Source organism: Methylomonas aurea (genome assembly GCF_024505045.1).
Taxonomy (GTDB): domain Bacteria; phylum Pseudomonadota; class Gammaproteobacteria; order Methylococcales; family Methylomonadaceae; genus Methylomonas; species Methylomonas aurea.
Genome location: NZ_JANIBM010000005.1, coordinates 202733 through 227449, shown reverse-complemented (window position 1 = coordinate 227449; position 24717 = coordinate 202733). Strand labels below are relative to the sequence as shown.

The 24717-nt window shown below is 55.4% G+C and carries 25 protein-coding genes; 12 read left to right on the top strand and 13 right to left on the bottom strand.

The genetic code is table 11. From position 1 onward, the window contains the following. Positions 1-1159 (bottom strand): tyrosine--tRNA ligase (gene tyrS, locus NP603_RS07070; protein ID WP_371928775.1); only part of this gene is annotated, 1159 nt, incomplete at its 3' end. 148 nt (positions 1160-1307) lie between these two features. Here tyrS and NP603_RS07065 point away from each other — a divergent pair. Both NP603_RS07065 and NP603_RS07060 read left to right on the top strand, forming a co-directional pair. Next, a complete protein-coding gene (locus NP603_RS07065) occupies positions 1308-2603 on the top strand; it encodes a peptidoglycan DD-metalloendopeptidase family protein (protein ID WP_256610211.1) in 1296 nt (431 codons plus the stop codon). Positions 2604-2607: 4 nt separating this feature from the next. Then, complete coding sequence (locus NP603_RS07060; protein ID WP_256610210.1) at positions 2608-3723, top strand: anhydro-N-acetylmuramic acid kinase; 1116 nt, start codon at positions 2608-2610, stop codon at positions 3721-3723. Here the strand turns inward: NP603_RS07060 and erpA are convergent. Beyond that, positions 3715-4047: an iron-sulfur cluster insertion protein ErpA gene (erpA, locus tag NP603_RS07055; protein WP_064020540.1), complete on the bottom strand. Its 333-nt coding sequence runs from the start codon at positions 4045-4047 to the stop codon at positions 3715-3717. The two genes, NP603_RS07060 and erpA, sit on opposite strands and share 9 nt — an antisense overlap. A gap of 162 nt (positions 4048-4209) precedes the next feature. Between erpA and sixA the strand changes: the two genes are divergently transcribed. Then, a complete protein-coding gene (sixA, locus tag NP603_RS07050; protein WP_256610209.1) occupies positions 4210-4695 on the top strand; it encodes a phosphohistidine phosphatase SixA in 486 nt (161 codons plus the stop codon). Here the strand turns inward: sixA and nirJ are convergent. From nirJ to NP603_RS07005, 9 genes are all read right to left on the bottom strand, one after another. Then, positions 4655-5866: a heme d1 biosynthesis radical SAM protein NirJ gene (nirJ, locus tag NP603_RS07045; protein ID WP_256610208.1), complete on the bottom strand. Its 1212-nt coding sequence runs from the start codon at positions 5864-5866 to the stop codon at positions 4655-4657. The two genes, sixA and nirJ, sit on opposite strands and share 41 nt — an antisense overlap. A gap of 2 nt (positions 5867-5868) precedes the next feature. Beyond that, positions 5869-6348 carry a siroheme decarboxylase subunit beta gene (gene ahbB / locus NP603_RS07040; protein WP_256610207.1) on the bottom strand — a complete coding sequence of 160 codons (480 nt, stop codon included), beginning with the start codon at positions 6346-6348 and terminating at the stop codon, positions 5869-5871. Beyond that, positions 6348-6791 carry an Lrp/AsnC family transcriptional regulator gene (locus tag NP603_RS07035; protein WP_256610206.1) on the bottom strand — a complete coding sequence of 148 codons (444 nt, stop codon included), beginning with the start codon at positions 6789-6791 and terminating at the stop codon, positions 6348-6350. The genes ahbB (NP603_RS07040) and NP603_RS07035 overlap by 1 nt, the downstream gene beginning before the upstream one ends. A gap of 5 nt (positions 6792-6796) precedes the next feature. Beyond that, a complete protein-coding gene (gene ahbB, locus NP603_RS07030; protein WP_256610205.1) occupies positions 6797-7354 on the bottom strand; it encodes a siroheme decarboxylase subunit beta in 558 nt (185 codons plus the stop codon). Beyond that, positions 7347-7811, bottom strand: coding sequence for an Lrp/AsnC family transcriptional regulator (locus NP603_RS07025; RefSeq protein ID WP_256610204.1), 465 nt, complete (start codon positions 7809-7811; stop codon positions 7347-7349). The genes ahbB (NP603_RS07030) and NP603_RS07025 overlap by 8 nt, the downstream gene beginning before the upstream one ends. Position 7812: 1 nt before the next feature. After that, positions 7813-8985 carry a cytochrome D1 domain-containing protein gene (locus NP603_RS07020; RefSeq protein ID WP_256610203.1) on the bottom strand — a complete coding sequence of 391 codons (1173 nt, stop codon included), beginning with the start codon at positions 8983-8985 and terminating at the stop codon, positions 7813-7815. A gap of 86 nt (positions 8986-9071) precedes the next feature. Further along, positions 9072-9371: a c-type cytochrome gene (locus NP603_RS07015; RefSeq protein WP_256610202.1), complete on the bottom strand. Its 300-nt coding sequence runs from the start codon at positions 9369-9371 to the stop codon at positions 9072-9074. A 3-nt stretch (positions 9372-9374) separates the two neighbouring features. Continuing rightward, positions 9375-9686 (bottom strand): c-type cytochrome, encoded by a 312-nt coding sequence (locus NP603_RS07010; RefSeq protein ID WP_140912432.1) that lies wholly within the window; start codon positions 9684-9686, stop codon positions 9375-9377. Continuing rightward, a complete protein-coding gene (locus tag NP603_RS07005) occupies positions 9683-11263 on the bottom strand; it encodes a nitrite reductase (protein WP_256610201.1) in 1581 nt (526 codons plus the stop codon). The genes NP603_RS07010 and NP603_RS07005 overlap by 4 nt, the downstream gene beginning before the upstream one ends. 249 nt (positions 11264-11512) lie before the next feature. On the opposite strand from NP603_RS07005, the gene NP603_RS07000 reads away from it, so the two are divergent. From NP603_RS07000 to NP603_RS06960, 9 genes are all read left to right on the top strand, one after another. Beyond that, entirely contained in the window at positions 11513-12040 is a 528-nt protein-coding gene (locus NP603_RS07000) for a MarR family winged helix-turn-helix transcriptional regulator (RefSeq protein WP_504137734.1), read from the top strand. Positions 12041-12106: 66 nt separating this feature from the next. Next, complete coding sequence (gene pdxA / locus NP603_RS06995; RefSeq protein WP_256610199.1) at positions 12107-13084, top strand: 4-hydroxythreonine-4-phosphate dehydrogenase PdxA; 978 nt, start codon at positions 12107-12109, stop codon at positions 13082-13084. 12 nt (positions 13085-13096) lie between these two features. Further along, positions 13097-13888 carry a 16S rRNA (adenine(1518)-N(6)/adenine(1519)-N(6))-dimethyltransferase RsmA gene (rsmA, locus tag NP603_RS06990; protein ID WP_256610198.1) on the top strand — a complete coding sequence of 264 codons (792 nt, stop codon included), beginning with the start codon at positions 13097-13099 and terminating at the stop codon, positions 13886-13888. Between the two features lie 192 nt (positions 13889-14080). Next, positions 14081-14719, top strand: a complete 639-nt coding sequence (gene adk, locus NP603_RS06985; RefSeq protein ID WP_256610197.1) for an adenylate kinase — start codon at positions 14081-14083, stop codon at positions 14717-14719. A 97-nt stretch (positions 14720-14816) separates the two neighbouring features. Continuing rightward, positions 14817-16223, top strand: coding sequence for a 3-isopropylmalate dehydratase large subunit (gene leuC / locus NP603_RS06980; RefSeq protein WP_256610196.1), 1407 nt, complete (start codon positions 14817-14819; stop codon positions 16221-16223). A 3-nt stretch (positions 16224-16226) separates the two neighbouring features. Continuing rightward, positions 16227-16865: a 3-isopropylmalate dehydratase small subunit gene (gene leuD, locus NP603_RS06975; protein WP_256610195.1), complete on the top strand. Its 639-nt coding sequence runs from the start codon at positions 16227-16229 to the stop codon at positions 16863-16865. Between the two features lie 21 nt (positions 16866-16886). Then, positions 16887-17966: a 3-isopropylmalate dehydrogenase gene (gene leuB, locus NP603_RS06970; RefSeq protein ID WP_256610194.1), complete on the top strand. Its 1080-nt coding sequence runs from the start codon at positions 16887-16889 to the stop codon at positions 17964-17966. Between the two features lie 6 nt (positions 17967-17972). After that, positions 17973-18995, top strand: a complete 1023-nt coding sequence (locus NP603_RS06965; protein ID WP_256610193.1) for an aspartate-semialdehyde dehydrogenase — start codon at positions 17973-17975, stop codon at positions 18993-18995. Positions 18996-19059: 64 nt separating this feature from the next. Next, the gene (locus NP603_RS06960) at positions 19060-22023 is read left to right on the top strand and encodes a motility hub landmark protein FimV (protein WP_256610192.1); all 2964 of its coding nucleotides are present in this window, start codon (positions 19060-19062) and stop codon (positions 22021-22023) included. A gap of 48 nt (positions 22024-22071) precedes the next feature. Here the strand turns inward: NP603_RS06960 and NP603_RS06955 are convergent, their stop codons facing one another. After that, positions 22072-22818 (bottom strand): Hpt domain-containing response regulator, encoded by a 747-nt coding sequence (locus NP603_RS06955; protein ID WP_256610191.1) that lies wholly within the window; start codon positions 22816-22818, stop codon positions 22072-22074. Between the two features lie 228 nt (positions 22819-23046). Continuing rightward, a complete protein-coding gene (groL, locus tag NP603_RS06950; protein WP_256610190.1) occupies positions 23047-24687 on the bottom strand; it encodes a chaperonin GroEL in 1641 nt (546 codons plus the stop codon). Positions 24688-24717: the final 30 nt, after the last annotated feature.

Sequence of the window (24717 nt, the reverse complement as noted above, 5' to 3'; positions counted from 1 at the left end):
TTTTTCCAACCTGGTAAACATGCGAACCAGCACCGATCACTTTTTTCGCATCCTCAACCTTTTCGCCATCGATTTTCACAGCGCCTTGCTTGATTAAACGCAACGCCTCCGAAGTACTCTCAACCAGTCCGGCATTTTTCAATAGATTAGCAATTGGCAAACCTTCGGTCCCTGCATCCATCTCTATTTCAGCCAGATCTTCTGGTATAGCCCCTCTCTGAAACCGCGCTTCGAAATTTTCCAGCGCCGATTTGGCAGCAGCGAAACCATGAAATCGCTCGACGATTTCTTGAGCCAAGGCGACTTTGTGATTCCGCGGATTGTCCCCGTTCTCACAGGCTTGCCGCCAACCCTCGATTTCCAGCATCGGCCGAAAACTCAATAGCTTGAAATAACGCCACATCAATTCATCGGATATCGACATGATCTTGCCGAACATATCATCTGGCGCATCAGCAATCCCTATGTAGTTATTCAGAGATTTCGACATCTTCTGCACCCCATCCAACCCTTCCAAGATCGGCATGGTCAGGACTATCTGCGGCTTCTGACCATAAACCTCCTGCAATTGGCGCCCGACCAACAGATTAAACTTCTGATCGGTTCCACCCAGTTCGACGTCCGCTTTCATGACGACCGAGTCATACCCCTGGATCAGCGGATATAAAAATTCATGAATCGCAATCGGCTGACCTCCTTTGTAACGCTTGCTGAAATCGTCCCGCTCCAGCATCCTGGCCACAGTGTGTTTTGCGGCCAACTGAATCAATTCCGCACTGGACATGGCCCCCATCCATGCCGAATTGAACTTCACTTCGGTTTTTTCCGGATCCAAAATTTTGAAGACCTGTGCTTGGTAGGTTTTAGCGTTTTCCAGCACCTCGTCCCTGCTCAACGGCTTTCGCGTGACATTTTTACCAGTCGGATCGCCTATCATGGCCGTGAAATCGCCAATCAAAAATTGAACGTTGTGGCCGACATCCTGAAACTGCTTCAGCTTGTTGATCAGTACGGTGTGCCCCAAATGCAAATCCGGAGCGGTCGGATCGAATCCCGCCTTGATCGTCAACGGACGATTCTCCTCCAGCTTCTTGACAAACTCGGATTCCAGTAAGATTTCTTCAGCACCGTAACGCAGCTGAGCCAAGGTTTCTTGCAACAAAACACTCTCCTAATAGCCTTCAGTTTTAGGGCGCGCATTATAAGTGATGCAACTGTACCGAAGGATAAAAAATCCCCTTTGGTTAGCCATATCCAACAAAATTGCCTACAATTGGGCACTCGACAAACAATGAAAAGTGATTGCTGTGAAGAACAGAATACTCAAGTCGGCGCTGTTAGGCGCTTGTACCGTTGTTGCCGCAAGTGCAAGTTACGGATTGATCCCGCACAAAGGTTTGGAAGACACCAAAAGTCTGGAACAAGACAAACTGATCTCATCCAGACTCGATCGCTACACCAATTACAACCACGCCAAACCCAAAATCGAACGCCTCGACATCACCGAGGAACTGGAACACACGGTTAAATCCGGCGAAAACCTTTCCAGCATTTTCTCCGACCTGAACCTGAGCCGCGAGGACCTGCACAAAATCATCCACGCCAACTCCACCGGCAAGCAATTCGCTGCGGTCGAGCCCGGTCAAGACGTGGTCGCCACGTTGAACGCATCGGGAGAATTGGAACGCCTGACCTACGCCAAAAACCCGTTTGAAACCCTAATTGCCACCCGTCACGACGACGGATTCGATGTCGAATTGCTCAGCAAAAAAGTCGACTACCAAGTCGCCAGCGCCAAAGCGACTATCCATTCATCGCTGTTCGAAGACGGTACTCGAGCGGGTTTGCCGGAAAAAATCATTCTGAAACTGGCGGACATCTTTGCTTGGGACATTGATTTTGCATTGAATTTACGCGAAGGCGACGAGTTCACAGTGGTTTACGAAAAACTATTCGTAGAAGGACGTGAATTCGATACCGGAGATATCCTGTCGGTAGAGTTCGTCAATCAAGGCAAAACTTACACTGCGGTACGCTTCGAAGACAACCAGGGCAACACCGGTTATTACACGCCGGACGGCAACGGATTGCGGAAAGCCTTCCTGCAAACGCCGATGGACTTCGCCAAAATCAGCTCGCATTTCAACCTGCACCGCAAACATCCGATATTGAATACCATTCGCGCCCACAAAGGCGTGGATTATTCCGCCGCCATCGGCACTCCGGTCAAGACCACCGGCGACGGCAAAATCGCATTTCGCGGCGTCAGAAACGGTTACGGCAACGTAGTCGAAATCGAGCACGGCCAAAAATATTCCACGCTTTACGCCCATCTGTCGGGATTCAAATCCGATCAGAAAGTCGGCAGCAGCGTCAAGCAAGGCGATGTGATCGGCTACGTCGGCAAAACTGGCTTAGCCACCGGCCCACATTTACACTACGAATTTCGCATCGCCGGCCAACACGTCAATCCGGTCACGGTAAAGTTGCCTCATTCCATGCCGATGGACAAAGCGCTGCTGGCCAAATTCAAAACCCAAACCCAACCGCTGGTGGCGCAACTAAGACAAGCCAAAGGCGACGCACAGGTGGCGCAGAACTAAACCGATGGCCGAACTCTATATCGGCTTGATGTCAGGCACCAGCATCGATGGTATCGATGCTGGGTTGGTCGACTTCGCCGATAACAAGATCACGCTCGTCGAGTTCCATTACCAACCCTTCCCTGCTGAACTGAGACAATCCATTCAGGCAATCAGCCAAGCCAATCAGGCAGTGCTATTGCTTGATTATGGCGCTTTGGACAGCCTAATCGGCCGTTTATTCGGCGAAGCCGCAAATGCATTATTAAGGAAGGTTGGCATACCGGCAAGTGCGATCAAAGCTATCGGCAGCCACGGCCAAACCGTTTATCATGCTCCGGAGGGCCGCGACGGCTTTAGCCTGCAAATCGGCGATCCGAATCGGATTGCGGAAATTACCGGCATCACCACGGTCGCCGACTTTCGCCGCCGCGACATCGCCGCCGGCGGCCAGGGCGCACCACTGGTACCGGCGTTCCACCAAGCACTATTTACCGACCCGAACCAGGCCAGAACAGTGGTCAATATTGGCGGCATCGCCAATATCACCGTACTCGACGACAAACCGGCCATCGGTTTCGATACCGGCCCCGGCAATGGCCTGATCGACTATTGGTATCAGCAACACCATTCAGGCATGTTCGATCCATCTGGCGAATGGGCGGCAGGAGGCCAGACTAATCAAGAGCTACTAGCCGCACTCAAAGACGACCCTTATTTCGATTTAACGCCGCCGAAAAGTACCGGCAAAGAGTATTTTTCCGCAACTTGGCTGAAGCGAAAAATCGAATCATTCGGCAACCTAACGGCTCAGGACGTTCAAGCGACGCTCTGCCAATTCAGCGCAGATACCATTTCCGATGCCATTAGCCGGCACGCCCCGGTAACCAAGCAAGTGTTCATTTGCGGTGGAGGCGCGCATAACCGGCATTTGCTGCAGTTGTTGGCGGAAAGCCTGCGGATTCCAGTCGCATCGACGGCCGCGATCGGCGTCGATCCGGATCACGTGGAAGCGATTGCGTTCGCTTGGCTCGCCCGACAAACACTGCGCGGCTTGCCGGGCAACCTTTGTAGTGTCACGGGCGCCAAGGCACCCGTGATTTTGGGCGGGATTTATCCAGGCCGTAACGGTTTAGGCTGAGAATGACGAGCCGCAGCCGCAAGTGGTAGTAGCATTGGGATTGCGGATCACGAATTGCGCACCGGACAAATCTTCCTTGTAGTCGATTTCGGCGCCGTTTAGATACTGGATGCTCATCGAATCGATCAATACCGTGACACCGCCGTTGACGATTTGCGTATCGTCCTCGTTCACTTCTTCGTCGAAGGTAAAGCCGTACTGGAAGCCGGAACAGCCGCCGCCACTGATATAAACCCGCAGTTTAAGATTGTCGTTACCTTCTTCTTGAATCAATCCCGCGACTTTTTGCGCAGCGCTATCGGTAAATACAATTGGATCGGCCATATAAAACTCTTAAGCAATTGAATGGGTAAGGAATTATGACTATCCCCAGTATTTTGGTCAACAATTATTGTGATGCCGTGGCCCGCCTCGCCTTTTAACCCACCGAAAACTCAAATCGCAGTAAAATCAGGGTCCGTTTCCGCTGCAATCGAGGAGATACCGATGCTGATCACGTTTCTGAGACATGCTACGGCGGAGGATCGCGCCTTGTCAAAAGCCGATAGCGATCGAGCGCTCACCGAAAAAGGCGCAAAACAGGTCAAACGACTGGCCGCCTTCTGCGAAAGAAATCGACTCTTGCCTGGCACGCTATATTGCAGTCCGGTGCTACGGGCCCAACAGACCGCAACTTTACTGCACACCCACTTGCCCAACTGCCCTGCAGCACATACCGCAGATTGGCTGACCATCGGCACCGAACCGCAACAACTGCTGGCACAACTTAAACAACTGGCCGATCGCGGCGAAGACGATGTCTGGTTAGTGGGGCATGAACCCGATCTTTCCGAGGCTATCGCCGCACTACTGAACATCTCGGCGACGGCATTGTGCATTAAGAAAGCGTCGTTAACCCGCCTCAATGCCGACTTCAGTAATCCGCAATCGGTTACGCTGCTGTGGAGTCTGCCGTGCGGCTTGATGCGTTGATCTGTTTCGACTGGGCCTGATCCGGTAACAAACGGCCGGCAATTTCCTCGTCGTCCAGGTAGCACCCCGGATCTTCCGCCCAAAAATCGCCGGTCAGTTGCTGCGCCCGGACCCGGGTGTTGCCATTGCAAATAGACTGGTAGCCGCAACGGCCGCACCGCCCCTGCAACGGCCGCGGCGAAGCTTTCAGGCCGGCCATCAACGGGTCCGAGGTGTCCTGCCAAATTTCGGAAAACGGCCGCTTCCGCACATTGCCCAAACCGTAATGCCACCAAAAGGTATCGGGATGGACATTACCCAAGTTATCGATATTGGCCACATTGACACCGGAGGCATTGCCGCCCCACTGTTGCAGTTTGGCGCGAATATGTTCGGCCATCTCCGGAAAACGGCGTTTGACCCAATGTAGAAAATAGACGGCGTCGGCGTCGTTATTGCCGGTCACCACTTCCCGATGCAGACCTTGCCGCTCCCAACTCAGCGATTTTTCGAACAAGGTATCCATCACCTTGCGCGTCAACTGAAATTCGGCGTCGTCCTTACGGTTTTTGTTGCCGCGACCGCCATAATTCAGATGCGACAAATAGAATTTGTCGATGTCCTCGTCATCCATCAACTGCAACAACGCATCGAAATCGTGGGCGTTATCTTGCGTCAACGTGAAGCGGACGCCGGCCTTGATGCCATGATCGCGGCACAAACGAATACCGGCCAACGAGGCATCGAACGAGCCCTGCTTCTGGCGGAATTTATCGTGCGCCTCGCGCATGCCGTCCAGGCTGACGCCGATATATTGATAGTCGATCGCGGCAATTTGCTGGATATTGCTGGAGTTGATTAAGGTACCGTTGCTGGACAATGCCACATAAAAGCCCATATCGCGAGCGCGTTGCGAAATCGCGAAAATATCGGGGTGCAACAGCGGTTCGCCGCCGGACAGGATCAATACCGGCACTTTGAACGCCTTCAGGTCGTCCATCACCGCGTAGATTTCCGGGGTGGTCAGTTCGCCGGGGAAATTTATATCGGCGGAAGTGGTATAGCAATGCTTGCAGGTCAGATTGCAACGCCGGATCAGATTCCAAATCACGACCGGACCGGACGGTTTGCGCACCGGCTGCAACGGCGTCGGCGCCAAAACTTCGCGCATGTATTGGCTGAGACGAAACATGCTTATCCCCCGATGCGCAAACCGGTTTTTTTCAGAATCTTGCTGCTGTAAAGCACATCGCGGCTGCCGACATGCTCGCCCAACACTTCAGAGATTATCGCCACCTGCCGCTCGGCATCTTGCTGCGTCTTGCCGTGCACCATCGCGAACAGGTTGTAAGGCCAGTCCGGCAAATGGCGCGGACGTTGATAACAATGGCTGACGAAAGGCAACTCGGCCACTTTAGGCCCCAGGTTATCGATTTGCCGATCATCCACATCCCATACCGTCATGCCATTGTATCGGTAGCCCAGTTTGTAGTGGTTGGGCACCGCAGCGATGCGGCGGATGATGCCGTCCTGCTGCATTCGTGCCAGCCGCTGCATAACTTCTTCGACACTTAACCCCAATTGTTCGGCAACAGCCTGATAAGGCTGCGCCACCAACGGCAAACCAGTTTGGGTAGCCTGAATCAGTTGGCGGTCGACTGCATCAATATTCATCACGCTTCCAATTGCAAGCCGACATAGTATTCGCTGATTTTCGGCATGTTGTAGACAGTCAAGCCGGTCGCGGCCTCGATTTGGCCAATTACGGCAGATATCTGCTCCGGATTTTCGGTGGCTAATACAAACCACATATTCAAACTGTGATTGCGGGCGTAGTTATGCGCCACTTCCGGAAAAGCATTGACGATCTCAGCCACTTCGTCGAACCGCGGCTCGGGTACTTTCAACGCGGCCAGCGTTAGCGCCCCACCCATTTGTTCGGCATGGTACATTGGCCCGAAGCGCGAAAGCACACCTTCGTCCAGCATGGCCTGGACCCGCGCCAATAAATCGGATTCGGTTAAACCTAGTTCTTCCGCAACTCGGCGAAAAGGCGAATCGCAAATAGGAAAACCTTGCTGTAACCGGTTAACGATGGCTTTATCGGCGGAATCCATAACCATCAGCCGGAATGCATTTCAAAGACCGCTTGCCCCGGCTGAGCCTGACCGGTAACGGACTGAGCAGATTTGGATGACTCGGCACGCAATGAATACAACGCGCCGCGTTGTTTGAAACAACGCCGGCTGAACAATACCTCGTATCCATACGCCGTCAACGCGCAAGCGTGCCGCAACTCGGCCCACTGTTCCAATACCACTTCCCGGCTTTTGCCGTGAATCATGCAATACAGGTTGTAGGGCCAGACCTCGCCCTGCCGCGGGCGCTGGTAACATAAATTGACGCAAGCCTGCTGGCTGAGCAAAGCGCCAACATCGCCAACACGGTCGTCCGGCACGTCCATCACGATCATCGCGTTGGCGCGATAGCCGAGCTGACGATGCTTGACCACCACCCCCCAGCGTTTGATCAGACCTTGCGCGCGCAACCGGGCCAGACGCTCGATCACCTCCTGCTCGGAAAGCCCCAATCGTTCGCCGATGACGGCGTAAGGCCGCGCGGCGATCGGTAGACCCGCCTGCACCGCGGAGATCAAATGCTGATCGACGGCCTCAATCATGTAAATTCATCTCGAAGCCAAGGTTGATGAAATAGTCCGCCAGCATCGGCAAAGTCATCGCCGGATATCCGCTGCGCGTTTCGATTTCGGCAATCACCATGCCCAGTTGCGCCTCATCGTCGGCCACCGCGACAAACCAAAGATTAAAGCGGTTTTCCCGCTCGTAGTTGTGGTTGACTTCCGGATAGGCACTGACCAGTTCGGCGACCCGCGCCAGATCGTGCTCGGGTACCGCCATCGCCACCAAGGCACTACTGCCGATGCTGTTCGGCGCAATTACCGGGCCGATACGGCTGATCATACGCTGGGCGGATAATTCTTCGAAGGCATGCAACACTTCATCCTCGCTGACGCCGAGTTGCTCGGCGATGTCGCGATACGGTGTCGGACTCAGCGGGAAGTCCTGCTGATAGTCGTTCAACAAGTGCTTGTGCAAGGGTTGCAACTGCGCCAACATGCTACCAACCTATCCGATTGGCGCGGTCGGTAAAAAAAATGCCGCTGGGCTTCTGCGCCGGTAGCCGCGAAGTCTCGGCGAAGGTCTCGGTATCGTAAACCGCTATTCGGTCGTCGTCGCGCACCGCCAGCCATACCGCTTCGCCGCGCGGGCTGAATTCCATGTGCAACACGGCTTTGCCGGGTTGCAAAGTCTTGACGGTATTCAAATCCTTGACATCGATAACCTGCACCGTTTGGTTATCCGGAAAAGCGAAATTCACCCAGACCTGCCGACCGTCGGGGCGGGCACTGACGAACACCGGCTGGCCGGCCAGCGGAATCCGCTTCACCAGAGTCCAGTCATGCTTGTCGACGACCAAGACTTCGTGCCGGCCGACCGCCGGCACGAAAAGCCAGTCGCCGACCATGGTCCAACCTTCCAGATGCGGCATTTTGTAGACCGGCAATTGTTCGTCGTCCTTGCCGTAGTCGTCCAGAATTTGCTGCACGCCCTGCTCCGGCTGCCACAAGTCGAGCAACGCCAAGCCCTTCTCGCCGAACAACCCGGCCGCATAATAGCGGCCGTCCGGGCTCAATAATGCGTCGTAAGGCTGCTTGCCAACCTCTTTAAATTTTTTGACGCCGGGTTGGCGCGGATTTTTGGCGTCGATCAGCCAAATCTCGTTGGCTTCGAACAGACTGCAAACAAAGCGTTGGCCCGGCGCATCGACCAGACCGACCACTTTGGACAACTTGTTGTCGTCGCCGTAGACCGCCGGTATCTCGGCCAATTGCTCCAGAGTTTCGGCGTCGAACAGTTTCACCCCGCCCGGGGTGTAATTGGAGACGGCAATCACCTTGCCATCCTGAGATATCGCGCCGCCGATACTGTTGCCGGCCTGCACGATGCGTTTGTCGATTTTGTCCTGCAGCAGATCGATTTTGCTTAATCCGCCGTCGCGGCCGAATACGTAGGCATAACGCTGGTCGCGGGAGAATACCACCGAGGCATGCGACAAATCGCCCAGACCTTCGATGCGGCTCAACATAGCCGGCTTAGTGGTGTTGACGATTTGAATAGTGCCGGCTTCGCGCTCGATCACGACGCCCAAATCGCCGGTCGCCCGCAAATCGGCACAAGCCGAGCCGGCAACTGCGAGAGCAGACAACAACGCGGAAGCCAAAAGTTTCATGAAAACCCTGTTCTGAAAATTATTCCGTTCCAACAAATCCGCAAACGGGCGGCGCCATTTAACTGAAGCAAATGACGATGCCGGTTTCAGCGTTGGCGCAAACGCGTAACCATCCATCTGATCTCGGCATCGTTCAAAAACGGTTGCCAAGCCGGCATAGCCGTGCCGGACCGGCCGTTACGAATCGCGTCGAACAATAACGCATCGCTTTTGTCGGCCAAGGCGTCCGGCATCAACGAAGGCCCCAATCCACCCTTGGGCGGCAGGCCATGGCAGGAACCGCAATCGTGCTTCAGCATATTGGTCAATTCCTGCTGGCGCGCGGCGCCCGGCTCTTCGGCGTACACGCCGAAACAAAATGCGCCGAGTAGCCAGGCAATCCGCATCGCTTAAGGCTTGACGCTGCCATAATAGGCGGCGATATCCGCGATCTCGCTATCGGTCAGCGAACCGGCTATCGCGTTCATGATGTCCGACTTGCGGGTCTTATCGCGGTATTGCTTGATCGCGGTTTTCAAATATTCCGGATCGCGCCCACCCAGCGGCGGGAACGGCGCATCGGCGCTGGGCATACGAATGCCGTGGCATTGTGCGCAAACCATTCCGGCTTTATATTGACCAACGTATAAACTGACCGCCTGGGCATTGCCGGCGACCAACATCGTCGCCAGCATTGCAGCACTGTAACGGGCTATTTTCATTTGTGTTGCTCCATTTCGTCAGGCGACAAGCCGCGGGTCATGTATTTGACCCGGCCTCTGGAGAAAATGCCGGCCGGGCTTTCCATCGGAATGCTGGCGACTTTTTGCAGGCTGTTGGAATCGTAAACCACGACTTCGTCGCCGTTATAGCCGGCAGAGATGTACAGGAATTTGCCGTCGGCGCTGTATTCCGGGAAATAGGCATGACCGCCGACATCCAGGGTTTTCGCCACTTCCAGGGTTTTCTTGTCGATCAACTGCACGGTGCGGGCGCGCCTGTCCTTACTGATGATATCCACCGCGACATAAGGTGCGTTGGCATGAGCGGCCGGCGATTCGGTACCGCCGGACACCGGCACTTGCTTGACTACTTCCATTTTGTCCAAGTCCCAGACGCTGACCACGGTTTTGTCGCAGTCGCCGAAATTGGTGCCGAAGCCCAAGGTACGGCCGTCGACCACCACCGCCGAACCGCCGCCGACGTGCGGCACGCAACCGGCCGGCAATTGTTTGATCAATTCGCGTTTTTCCAGATCGATCGCGGCAACGATGCTGTCGTCATAGGACGCGATCATCAATTTTTTACCGCCATGGGTCAGGAAGGCATCGTGCAAGTGGCGACCGACTTTTTCGATTTTGGTGACCGGGAAGCCTTCTTTTTTATAATCGACCACCCAGACCTGGCCGGCGTTTTCCAGAGCAATCGCGAAAATATCGGCGTACGGCGTACCGATGATCATGCCGGAATCTGAGGAAACGTGTTTGCCGTCCGGATCGATACCTTCCAGTTCGAAGGTTTTCAACGGTTCCAGCGTTTCGGCGTCCAGAATCACGGCGTTATGCGGCACGAACGATCCGGCCATGATGTATTTGCCGTCGCGCGACACGCCCATACCCGGGCCGTTCCAGCCGGTTTTGATGCTGCGCACCGCTTTCATCGAGTACAAATCGACTTTGAAAATTTCGGCAGTGTCGGTTTTGACGTAAGCCCAGCGTGGATTGGCCGGATTGAAATCGATAATGTGTGCCGCAGTGCCGGTCGCAACCTCGCCCACTTTCTGGTGGGTCGCACTATTGATAAAGATGGCTTTAGAACCTTCGCCGCGGCCGTATTTGCCGCGGGCAGCCACGCCGATCAGGTTTTCGAATTTATCGTCGATCTGGAAAGTCGGCTTGGCTGGCAACGTGCTTTCGTCTTTGACGTAGACTTTCAACGACTTTTTCATGTCGTCTATGGTCCAGGCCGGATTCGGTTGTTTCGGCGTTTCCTGCAAGTGCTTGATCACGCCGCGGATTTCGTCGTCGCTCAACTTGCCGTAAAAGGGAGGCATCAGCGTGTCGAAGCTGCCGGCCATGACGATGGTGCGCAACGCGGTCGGGCTACGGCCCTTCAAGGTGGCTGCGTTCAGCGCCGGCGCCAAATAACCGCCGTGGTCCGAACCATGGCAGCTCGCGCAGTTGTCTTGGTAGATCTGATGCATATCGTCGCTCTTGGCCAGCGCCACTCCGGACGACAAGAGCATGATAATGGAACTCGCCAGTAAATTTTTACGCAGTCTTATCGTTGTTTTTTTCATCTAAATTTCCCGCCATCCGCAAGTTAAAAAAAGAGCCAACTTGGTGCATTAAACCATAAAAGACCACAACGGGCAGTGCCGCGGATTCCCATGGTAAAATAACAACTTGTTGACTCCAGGCCGAATGTTATAAATTAAGTTTCGATTCGCTATCAATTTACCGCTTGATAGCCGCCCTTGTCAACCTAATGCGCCTCAAACAGAATGTAATTTATGCAACAGACTGATATTTATGAACTTATTGAGTGCATGACCACGCTGATCCGCTCGGAAGAACGGAAAAAATGCACCGAACTGGGCCTGCAACCGGTACATTTCCAAGTACTGAACTACCTGTCACGCTGCAATAAATATAGCAACACGCCGGCCGCGGTAGCCAACTATCTGGGCATGACGCGCGGCACCGTTTCGCAGTCGCTGATCATCCTGGAGAAAAAAGGCTACATCGGCAAAACGCCGGATACTAACGATAAGCGTGTGGTACACCTGCATTTGTTGGCCGATGGCGTGGAAATCCTGAAACAAGCCCGGCCGTCCGACCTGTTCACCAGCGCCACGGCAATTTTGCAGCATAGCGAGGCGCCGCCCTCGGACGCCAACGTGTTCCAACAAGCCCTGACTGCGCTGCAAAAAGCCAACCAGTCGCAATCGTTCGGAGTGTGCAAGACCTGCCGTAATTTCAGCGAAAAAGACGGCGGCTTTTTTTGCCTGCTGACCCAAGAAAAACTCAGCACCGAAGACAGCCAGAAAATCTGCCAGGAACACAATCCGGTCTAATCTCCGAGCCTAAGCCCGTTGACCGGCCACCGCCCGACCTGACGCGCCCGATTCGGGGGAACCACTATGACGATACCCAGAATAGCTTTAACCCCGGGCGAACCCGCCGGTATCGGCCCGGATTTAACCGTGCAACTGGTACAACACCAACTCCCGTGCCGGCCTGTCGCCGTCGCCGACCCGGAATTGCTGATGCAACGGGCAGCAAAGCTCGGCCTGCCGCTGACGATAGAACCGCTAGAAATCGAGCAACCCGTTTCTCCGCACCAACCGGGCACGCTGACGGTATTGCCGCTAAAACTGAGTGCGCCGGTAGTATGCGGCCGGCTGAATCCGGACAACAGCCATTACGTTCTGGAAACCATCCGCCAAGCCACGCTGGGTTGCCTGAGCGGCACGTTCTCGGCAATGGTCACCGGCCCTGTGCATAAAGCCGCGATCAACGATGCCGGCTTCCACTTCAGCGGCCATACCGAATTCATCGCCGAACTGTGCGACGCCGATCCGGTCATGATGCTGGCGACGCCGGGCCTGCGCGTCGCGCTAGCTACCACCCATCTGCCGCTGACCCAGGTCAGCGCCGCCATCACCGCCGAGTCTTTGAGCCGAGTCATCAGAGTATTGGACAGCGATTTACGCCAGCGCTTTCGCATTGCCGAACCGCGGATTCTAGTATGTGGCCTTAATCCGCACGCGGGCGAAAACGGCCACCTCGGCCACGAAGAAACCAAAATCATCGAACCCACGCTGGAACGCCTGCGCAGCGAGGGCATTCATCTTTACGGCCCATTGCCCGCCGACACCCTTTTCACCCCGAAATACCTGGACCATGCCGACGCTGTGCTAGCGATGTACCACGACCAGGGCCTGCCGGTCTTGAAATACAAAGGCTTCGGCCAAGCCGTCAACGTCACGCTGGGCCTGCCCATCGTCCGCACCTCGGTCGACCACGGCACCGCACTGGAACTGGCCGGCACCGGCAAAGCCGAGCTCGGCAGCTTGCAGTTTGCGTTGCGGACGGCGTTGGATATGCTACGTACATAACATCAACAATATATGACTCATCAAGCCCGCAAACGCTTCGGCCAAAACTTTCTGCAAGATTACCGAATCATCCACGACATTTTGGATTACGCCCATCCGCAAGCGGGCGAACACTGGGTCGAAATCGGCCCCGGTTTGGGCGCACTGACCAAACCGCTGCTGGAAAGCGGCGTGAAATTGGATATAGTCGAGTTGGACCGTGATTTGGTCGCCCGGCTGCAAAAGCAATTCAACGGCAACGCTAACCTGACCATCCACAGCGCCGACGCGCTGAATTTCGACTTCGGCAGTTTGGCTGCGGCCGGCGAAAAACTGCGGGTGATCGGCAACCTGCCCTACAACATTTCCACGCCGCTGATGTTTCATTTGCTGGAAACCACGAGCTGCATCGAAGACATGCATTTCATGCTGCAAAAAGAAGTGGTGGACCGGATTTGCGCGGAGCCGGGCAGCAAAAAGTACGGCCGGCTCAGCGTCATGATCCAGTATTACTGCGAGGCGGAATGGCTGTTCGACGTACCGCCGGAAAGCTTCGATCCGATACCCGCCGTGATGTCGGCCATCGTCCGGCTGGCGCCGCATGCCGAACCGCCGGTCGCGCTCGCCAATCTGGACGACTTCAATAATCTGGTCAGCCAGGCCTTTTCCCAACGCCGCAAGACCATCCGCAATTCGTTGAAAAATCTGATCGGCGAAGAAAAATTTGCCGAATTGGGCATCGATGCCAATTTGCGGGCGGAAGCCGTAACACTAGAGGAATTCGCGCTGCTGAGCCAACACCTGAATCCGCCTGACGCGGCCTGATCCGGGAATAGTCGCCAACGACCATCCCGCTCAGCTAAAAATCAATATGGCCCGGAAGATTTGGGCTTTTGCCCGGCAATTGCGCTAAAATGCCCGGCTTTTTCCGGCGGCGGCGCCAAAGTTGGCGTACATCCCGGACCGATTCATCCATATCAGAGGCGGAATGCCTTTTTCACGCTCGGAGTTATCGATATGCGCATTATCCTGTTAGGCAGCCCAGGGTCCGGTAAGGGTACTCAAGCCCAATTCATCACCGAAAAATTCGGCATCCCCCAAATTTCCACCGGCGACATGTTGCGCGCCGCGGTCCGCGAAGGCACTCCGCTGGGCATCGAAGCCAAGAAAGTCATGGATAGCGGTGGTCTGGTCTCCGACGAAATTATTTTGGGACTGATCAAGGAGCGCATTGCCCAGGACGACTGCAAAAACGGCTTTTTGCTGGACGGCTTCCCGCGCACCATCGCCCAGGCTGAAGGCTTGGCCAAAATGGGCGTCGAGCTGGACTACGTCGTGGAAATTGCCGTCGACGACGAGGAAATCATCAAACGCATGAGCGGCCGCAGAGTGCATCCGGCTTCCGGCCGCAGCTACCATGTCGTATTCAACCCGCCGAAACAGGAAGGTGTCGACGACGTTACCGGCGAGCCGCTGATCCAACGCGACGACGACAAGGAAGAAACCGTGCGCAAACGCCTGAGCGTCTATCACGAGCAAACCAAACCGTTGGTGGGTTTTTATTCCGCAGCCGGCCAAACAGCCAAATTCGCCTCGATCGCCGGCGTCGGCTCGGTGCAGGACATCACCGACAAGCTGTTCGCAGCATTGGCATAACAAAAGTTCAGGGTACGCATTTATGCCCATTCGGGGTATCGCGTACCTTTTAGTTAGAGACGGTACGCCGCGCGTACCCTACCAGAGAGAAACCAACATGGCAGGTAAAACCTTATATGACAAACTGTGGGACGACCACGTCGTCCACACCGAAGACGACGGCTCGTGCCTGATCTACATCGACCGCCAGTTGCTGCACGAAGTGACTTCGCCGCAAGCCTTCGACGGCATGCGGATCTCGGGCCGCAAACCCTGGCGCGTGGCGCGCAATCTGGCCGTAGCCGACCATAACGTGCCGACATCGGGCCGCGCCCAAGGCATCGCCGATCCGGTTTCGAGATTGCAAGTGCAAACCCTGGAAAACAACTGCGCCGAGTTCGGTATTACCGAATTCGACATGGCCGACATCCGCCAAGGCATCGTGCATGTGGTCGGCCCGGAACAAGGCGCCACCCTGCCCGGCATGACCGTGGTCTGCGGCGACTCGCATACCTCGACTCACGGCGCATCGGCCGCGCTGGCCTTCGGCATCGGCACATCCGAAGTCGAACACGCCCTGGCGACCCAGACTCTGGTACAAAAGAAAGCCAAAAACATGTTGATCAAGGTCAACGGCAAAACCGGTCCCGGCGTCACCGCCAAAGACATCGTGTTGGCGATTATCGGCCAGATCGGCACTGCGGGCGGCACCGGCTACACCATCGAATTCGGCGGCGACGCCATCCGTGAGCTGAGCATGGAAGGCCGCATGACGGTCTGCAACATGGCCATCGAAGCCGGCGCCCGCGCCGGTTTGATCGCCTGCGACGAAAAAACCATCGAATTCTACCGCGACCGCCCCTATTCGCCGAAAGGCGAAGACTGGAACATGGCGGTGCGTTACTGGGAAAAACTGCATTCCGATGCCGACGCCAAATTCGACAAAGTGATCGAATTCGACGCCGCCGCGATCAAACCGCAAGTCAGTTGGGGAACGTCGCCGGAAATGGTATTGCCGGTCGACGCCAGCATTCCCGACCCGACTCAAGAAGCCGATCCGGTGAAAAAGCAAAGCATCGAACGCGCCTTGCAATACATGGGCTTGCAAGCCGGCCAAAAAATTACCGACATCAAGCTGGACAAGGTATTTATCGGTTCCTGCACCAACTCCCGCATCGAAGACTTGCGCGCGGCGGCGGCGGCAATCAAAGGTCGCAAGAAAGCCGCGTCGGTCAAGCAGGTACTGGTCGTACCCGGCTCCGGCCTGATCAAACAACAAGCCGAAGCGGAAGGTCTGGACAAAATCTTCATCGCGGCCGATTTCGAATGGCGCGAACCCGGCTGCTCGATGTGCCTGGCGATGAACGCCGACCGCCTGGAACCCGGCGAGCATTGCGCCTCGACCTCCAACCGTAACTTCGAAGGCCGTCAAGGTTACGGCGGCCGCACCCATTTGGTCAGCCCCGCCATGGCTGCTGCGGCAGCGATTGCCGGCCACTTTGTCAACGTCGCCGAGGAGGCTTAAACAATGCAGGCTTTTACCACTTTGACCGCGCTGGTTGCCCCGCTGGATCGAGCCAACGTCGACACCGATGCGATTATTCCGAAACAGTTTTTGAAATCGATCCGCCGCGCCGGTTTCGGCCCATATTTGTTCGACGAATGGCGCTATCTGGACCGCGGCGAGCCGGAAATGGATTGCAGCAACCGGCCGCTGAATAAAGACTTCGTACTGAACCAACCGCAATACCAGAGCGCGCAAATTCTATTGACCCGGGAAAATTTCGGCTGCGGCTCTTCGCGCGAACACGCGCCGTGGGCGCTGGAAGATTACGGTTTCCGCGCCATCATTGCGCCGAGCTTCGCCGACATCTTCTTTAACAACTGCTTCAAAAACGGCATCCTGCCGATCGTTCTGCCCGCAGAAACGGTGGACCGCTTGTTCAAGGAACTGGTGGACGGTTACCAATTGACCATCGATCTGCAGGCGCAAACCATCGCCACACCCAGCGGCGAGACGATCGGCTTCAGTGTCGACGAAAACCGCCGCTACCGCTTGCTGAACGGCCTGGACGACATCGCGCTGACCTTGCAACATGCCGATAAAATCAAAGCATACGAGGCGGAACGCGCCAAACGCGCCCCTTGGTTGTTCAGAGAAGCTTAAACCGCAAGCATAAGGTCGATCATGCCGAAAAAAATCGCCGTGTTACCGGGTGACGGCATAGGCCCGGAAATCGTTGCCGAAGCGCTGAAGGTGTTGAGCTTTATCAACGCCGACATGGGTCTGGGCTTAAGCTTCGAGACTGCGCTGGTTGGCGGCGCCGCTTACGACGCCTTCGGCACGCCGTTGCCGCAACAAACCTTGAACCTGTGCAAAAACGCCGACGCAGTGCTGCTGGGTGCTGTGGGCGGTCCGAAATGGGAGCCGTTGGCGCACGCGGTCAGACCGGAGCGCGGCTTGCTGGGCATCCGCTCGGAGTTGAACCTGTTCTCCAACTTGCGGCCGGCGATTTTGTACCCGCAACTGGTTCACGCCTCGACGCTGAAACCGGAAGTGGTTTCCGGCCTGGACCTGATGATCGTCCGCGAATTGACCGGAGGCATCTACTTCGGTCAACCGCGCGGCATCCATATTGCCGAATCCGGCGAAAAGGTCGGTGCCAATACCGAAATTTACAGCGAATCCGAAATTCGCCGTATCGCCCACTCCGCATTCCGTATCGCTCAAAAACGCCATAAAAGGCTGTGCTCGGTCGACAAAGCCAACGTGCTGGAAGTCACCGAATTATGGCGCAACGTGATGACCGAGGTTGGCAAGGACTACCCCGACGTCGAACTGAGTCACATGTACGTCGACAATGCGGCGATGCAATTGGTGCGGGCGCCGAAGCAATTCGACGTTATCGTCACGACCAACATGTTCGGCGATATTTTGTCCGACGTTGCGGCGATGCTGACCGGTTCGATCGGCATGCTGCCGTCGGCTTCGCTGGACGCCAATGCCAAGGGTATGTACGAACCGATTCACGGTTCTGCGCCGGATATCGCCGGCCAAGGCATCGCCAATCCGCTGGCGACGATATTGTCGGTAGCGATGATGCTGAGGTATACCTTCAACCAGCCTGAAGCGGCCGAACGCATCGAGGCGGCGGTCAATGCGGCGCTGGACTCCAACGTGCGCACCGCCGATATTTATTCCGACGGCATGACCCAAGTCAGCACGTCCGGCATGGGCGACGCCGTTCTTAAAGCTTTACAAGGATAAACCACGATGTCTAAAACCTACGATGTAGCGGTCGTCGGCGCCACCGGCGCAGTCGGCGAAACCATGATTTCCATTCTGGAAGAGCGCAATTTTCCGGTCGGCAAAGTGTATGCTCTGGCCAGCGAGCGTTCGGCAGGCAAGCGCATTCCGTTCAAGGGCGAATCCTTGGTTGTCGAGGATCTGGCGACGTTCGATTTTTCCAAGGTGCAGATCGGCCTGTTCTCGCCCGGCGCCTCGGTATCGGCCGAATACGCGCCGAAAGCCGCCGCGGCTGGCTGCGTCGTCATCGACAACACTTCGCAATTTCGCTACGACGACGACATCCCGCTGGTGGTACCGGAAGTCAATCCGGAAAAAGTCGCTGACTACAAAAATCGCGGCATCATCGCCAACCCGAATTGCTCGACCATTCAAATGTTGGTGGCCTTAAAACCGATTTACGATGCAGTCGGCATCAGCCGGATCAACGTCGCGACCTACCAGGCCGTATCCGGCACCGGCAAGGAAGCCATCGAGGAACTCGCGACGCAGACCGCCAATTTGTTGAATGCCAAGCCAGTTTCGCCCAGCGTTTACCCCAAACAAATCGCCTTCAACGTGTTGCCGCAAATCGACGTGTTCATGGACAACGGCTACACCAAGGAAGAAATGAAGATGGTCTGGGAAACTCGAAAAATCCTGGGCGATGCCGATATCCTGGTTAATCCCACCGCAGTGCGGGTTCCGGTATTTTTCGGCCACTCCGAAGCGGTACATATCGAGACCAAACAGAAAATATCCGTGGAACGCGTGCGCGAATTGCTGAGCCGGGCACCCGGCGTTACCTTGCTCGACGAGCGGGAAAACGGCGGCTACCCGACTGCCGTCACCGAGTCCTCCGGTCACGACGACGTCTTCGTCGGCAGGATCAGAGAAGACATCTCGCACCCGAGCGGAATAGACATGTGGGTAGTCAGCGACAACGTCAGAAAGGGTGCGGCGCTTAACAGTGTGCAGATCGCCGAAGTGCTGGTAAAAAGCTACATCTAGTCTAAGCTTAGCTCTGTTTTTGTGAGGTCATAGCACCGAGGTGTCACCAGTGAAGGAAAGCAATGTGAGCAATTTAACTAAAGCTTTAGCGGTTGTTTCGCTACTGGCGCCGGTTAACGCCCTGCCGCTCGGCATCGGCGAAATACAATTGCATTCCGCGCTAAACCAACACCTCAACGCCGAAATCAGACTGACCGTCGACCCAAACGAAAATCCGTCCGATGTCTCGGTACGCCTTGCTCCCCCGGAAAAATTCGACCAAGCCGGCGTGGTCTGGAATTATTTCCTGTCGAAAATCAAATTCGAGCCGATGGTGCAAGCCAACGGTTCGATCATTGTCAAAATTACATCCCGCGAGGTGCTGACCGAGCCGTTTCTGGATTTCTTGCTGGAAGTGACTTGGCCGCAAGGCAGCATGACCCGCGAGTTCACCCTGCTGATCGATCCGCCGGCGGCTTACAACCAAGCTACGATTCCGGTCGTCCAGGCTCCGGATTACTCTGCGGAAGCGATCGAACCGCCGGTACGACCGGCCAAGAAAACCCGGCCGGCGCCGCGGCGTGCGGTCAGAGCGGAACCCAGCGACAGCGTTAGCCAACCTATAGCGACCGAAGGCGAGTTCGGCCCGGTGCAAAAAACCGACACGCTTTGGAGTATCGCCACTCAGCTCGGCCAAGAACGTAACGTTCCGACTCCGCAGATGCTGAATGCATTACACAGAGCCAATCCCGATGCCTTCAACAACGGCAACATCAATTCGCTGAAAGAAGGCGCCTTGTTGAAAATCCCGAGTTTGGCTTCAGCCCAGCAGCCTTTACCATCGGAAACCAAACAACCGACAGCCAAAACTGCAAAAGGCGAACCAACAACAACAGAAAAACCAGCTAAACCGCTGGAACTAGTGGCACCGTCCGAAGCGAAGCTGGTCGAGAATACAGTTGTCGGCGGCAAAGCAAGATCCGGAGCGCATTCGACCGCGGCCGACGCCAAGACCGAAAGCGCGGCTGAGACGTCCGGCGAAGGCAAGGATCTCGAACTGCAAGCCCGCATCGAGAAGCTGGAACAACAACTGAACATGATGCAACAGTTGCTGGCGCTGAAAGATCAGCAACTCGCCACACTGCAGAATAATAAGCAAGTTCCGGCGCAAGCAGAAACCGCACCGGCGCCGGCCCAGCCAACAACGCCTCCGGTATTGCCGCCGGCAACAACCGAACAACCCAGCCAGACTCAAACACAGGCGCCTGCGGAGCCCGCACCGGCAGCGCAACAACCCGCAGTGCAACCGATACCGGCACCCGCACCGAAGCCGGTGGCGAAAGTTGCACCGCCTCCTGCTCCAGCGCCGGCTCCAGAAGAGGAAGGGCTGTTTTCCTCCGACGCTTACTACTGGGTGGTTGGCGGATTAGGCTTCGGCATACTTGGCTTGTTAGGCTGGTTGCTGTGGCGCAAGCGGCACATCGACGAACGTATCAACACCGAGAGCATGTTTGCCTCGGCCAGCCAAATCCAGATGCCGGATTCCGAAAGCAGCCTGTCGGTACCGATCATGGACATCAACAATACGTCCGAGTATGACGTCGGCACCGTTGGGGAAAGCTCTTTTATCAGCGATTTCACACCCAGCGATTTCGACGCCTTCGATACCGATCAGAACGAGGTCGATCCGATTTCCGAAGCCGATGTGTATTTGGCATACGGCCGCTACCAGCAAGCGGAAGAACTGATCCGCCATGCGATACAGGAACAGCCGCACCGAGACGAATGTAAACTCAAATTGCTGGAAATTTTCTACGCCAGCGAAAACAAAGATGCCTTCTGCGATTATGCCCAAGAACTGGCAAATGCCGGCAAGCAAGCCGACAAGCCGTTCTGGAAAAAAATCGCCGACATGGCCAAAGAAATCGCGCCGGATTCGCCGTTGTTTGGTATCGACTCCGCCACCTCCGATACGAACACTAAGGTAGCCAGCGAATCGTTCGAGCTCTCCGCTGCGACGACCCTGGGCGAAGCCGATACTGACGGCCTGGAAGACGATTCGGTGTTCGCTTTGTTGGACGACGACTTGGCAGCACTGGACCTGGATCTTGATAAAAACCTGGAACCGGACGATAACGGCCTGGACTTCGACTTGGGCGACTTCGACAGCAACGCTAAAACCAAAACGCCGAATTTAGGAAGCGTATCAGGCGACAAACCCGCTAACGCCGGTCGCGACGAACCAGCCGCTACCGAGAGCAGCGACATCGAAGCGTTCGATTTCAACCTGGATTTTGCCGAGCCGGCCGCAGACGACAAAACCCAGGTCGTTTCTACCAGTGACGATCTTGACCTTGCCCTGGAAACCATCGAATTCTCCAGCGTTGCAGACGATATCGCTGCGGTGAAGGCCGAAAGCCCCTCTGTTGAAGATAACTCTATCGAAAGCTTCGACTTTAATTTCGATCTGGAACCGCCAAAACCGGCTGCTTCCGGCAATGAGGATGAGGCGACAGCGGCGGAACAACCGGCAGCGGACCTCGAAAGCTTCGATTTCGCCGACTTTGGCACGACCGATGCCAAACCCGAAGCGCCGGCAGAAAAGCCGACCGACATCGAGAGCTTCGACTTTAATTTCGACCTGGACTTGGCCGCACCCGATTTGGCAAGCGCCTCGAACACAACCGATGCGCCGCTGAATCTGGAATCGGAATTGAAACTGGAGACTTTCGACTTTTCCGACTTCGATAATTTGAATGCGAAAGCCGGCCAGGCCACCGATAACGCAAAGCCCGATACGGTCGACGATTTCAATTTCGAATTCGATTTCGACGCACCCATTATCAGCACCAGCAGCGACGACAAATTCGAAGTCGGCGTATCCGACCTGACCGACATGGACGAATACGAAACCAAAATCGACTTAGCCAAAGCTTATATCGATATGGGCGACATCGATGCCGCCAAAACCATTGCCGAAGACGTGCTCGCCAAAGGCTCAAAACAGCAACAGCAGGCCGCTCAAGCCTTGTTGGACGAATTGAAATAATCGGAAAACTCCTGATCAACAGCGCCAGCCAGAATGGATCGGCTGGGTTTATCCATCCATCGCCTTGGTAGCCAAAGATTGCAGGACTGCTGCTTGGTTATCCAACAGCCAAGCAGATTTCTGTTTTAAAGTTCCGAAATGCAGGCCAGCCTGTTCGAGTTGGTTGGTCAACAAGGCTTGCTCCAGTTTCTCGGTCACCGCTAAACAATCCCCAAAATCGAAAAAACAGAATGTTCCGTGCAGTTTATGCACGACCTCCCAAGCCTGCCGACTTGCCAAGTCGCCTATATGTCGTTCGATATCGGCCAACTGGGCTGGCAGCTCGGCAAATAATTTGCCCATCAAGTTATGGCTGAGCTGCCGGTTTTCCTGGGTTTTGCGTAATAGCTGTTGCGCGTAATACTCGGCTCCGCCAGCGGGCTGCAAGTGCCAGCGGCTTACTATTTCCTGCAACCGCGCCAGACGGATCGGCTTGACCAAATAGTCGTTAAATCCGGCAGCCAAGGCTTGAACACGCTGGCTGTCTTGGGCGTGAGCGGTTACGGCAACGGCCGGAGTCCGGCAGTTCGGGCCCGAATTGGAACGTAATCGGCCGATCAAATCGAACCCGCTCAGAAACGGCATATTCATATCCAAAAAAATCAGATCGAAGCGGCGCCGCTCCAATAAATTCCAGGCATCTCGGCCGTCGCTCGCCAGAACCACGCTTTGCGTCCATTGCGACAATTGCTCGCGCAGCAGCCACAGATTGGTTTCGTTATCGTCGGCGATCAATATCTCGCGGTCTGCAGCCATGGCTTTCTCCGGTGTTGCGCCGCCCAGTGCAACGTTGTTAAGGATTTCAGGGAACCTCTAAAAATTATCGGTTCGCACTGAGTTTATCGAAGTGCGATAGTTTCTAGAGATTTCCATGAGTTTAATTTCGGCGAGCCTGCAACTCAATTCGCCCAAAAGCCGCAACCAATAAAAAACCCCGGTTCCTAATGGAGACCGGGGTTTTTTGGCTCCAGGGGCCTGGATGAATTACATCATGCCGCCCATACCGCCCATGCCGCCCATATCAGGCATTGCCGGAGCTTTGCTGTCGGCCGGTGCATCGGCGATCATCACTTCGGTAGTGATCATCAATCCAGCGACCGATGCTGCGTTTTGCAACGCAGAACGGGTCACTTTCGCCGGGTCCAGAATACCCATCGCGATCATGTCGCCGTATTCGCCGGTTGCCGCGTTGTAACCGAAGTTGCCTGTGCCTTTTTTGACTTCGTTCAGAACCACTGAAGCTTCGTCACCGGCGTTGGTAACGATTTGGCGCAAAGGCTCTTCCATCGCCCGACGCAGGATGTTGATACCGACGTCTTGGTCGTGGTTGTTGCCTTTCAGGCCGTCCAATGCAGACAGAGCGCGGATCAGCGCGGTACCACCGCCGGCAACGACGCCTTCTTCCACCGCAGCGCGGGTCGAGTGCAGCGCATCTTCGACGCGAGCTTTTTTCTCTTTCATTTCCACTTCAGTCGCAGCGCCGACCTTGATTACCGCAACGCCGCCGGCCAATTTGGCCAGACGTTCTTGCAGTTTTTCGCGGTCGTAATCGGAAGTCGCTTCTTCGGCTTGGGCGCGGATTTGCGCGACACGGCCTTTGATTTGACCTTCGTCGCCGGCACCGTCGATGATAGTGGTGTTTTCTTTGTTGATCTGGACGCGTTTTGCGGTCCCCAGTTGAGTAATGTCGGCTTTTTCCAAAGACAGACCCACTTCTTCGGAAATGACCACGCCGCCAGTCAGGATCGCGATGTCTTCCAGCATGGCTTTGCGGCGATCACCGAAGCCAGGGGCTTTAACCGCAGCGACTTTCACGATGCCGCGCATGTTGTTGACCACCAAAGTCGCCAGCGCTTCGCCTTCGACGTCTTCGGCAATGATCAGCAACGAGCGGCCGGATTTGGCAACGCCTTCCAGGATCGGCAACATTTCACGGATGTTGGAGATTTTTTTGTCGTACAACAACACGAAAGGATCGTCCAGTTCGACGCTCATGCTTTCTTGTTTGTTGATGAAGTACGGAGACAGGTAGCCGCGGTCGAATTGCATACCTTCGACGACGTCCAGCTCGTTGTTCAGGCCGGTACCTTCTTCAACGGTGATAACGCCTTCTTTACCGACTTTTTCCATCGCTTCGGCGATGATCGCGCCGACTGACTCATCGGAGTTAGCAGAGATGGTGCCTACTTGGGCAATGGCTTTGCTGTCGCTGCAAGGTGTCGCCGCTTTTTCGATCGCGCCTACCGCAGCGGTAACTGCGCTGTCGATACCGCGTTTCAGGTCCATCGGGTTCATACCGGCGGCAACCGCTTTCAAACCTTCGTTAACGATGGCTTGCGCCAATACGGTTGCAGTGGTGGTACCGTCGCCGGCCACATCCGAAGTTTTGGACGCCACTTCTTTCACCATTTGCGCGCCCATGTTTTCGAATTTGTCTTTCAATTCGATTTCTTTCGCAACAGACACACCGTCTTTGGTGATGGTCGGTGCGCCGAAACTTTTATCCAGCACGGCGTTACGGCCTTTAGGACCGAGGGTTACCTTAACCGCGTTCGCCAGAATATTGACACCGGCTACCATCAAAGCACGGGCGTCGCCACCGAATTTCACGTCTTTTGCTGCCATTTTTAATTCCTAAATATTTAAAGAGATTGA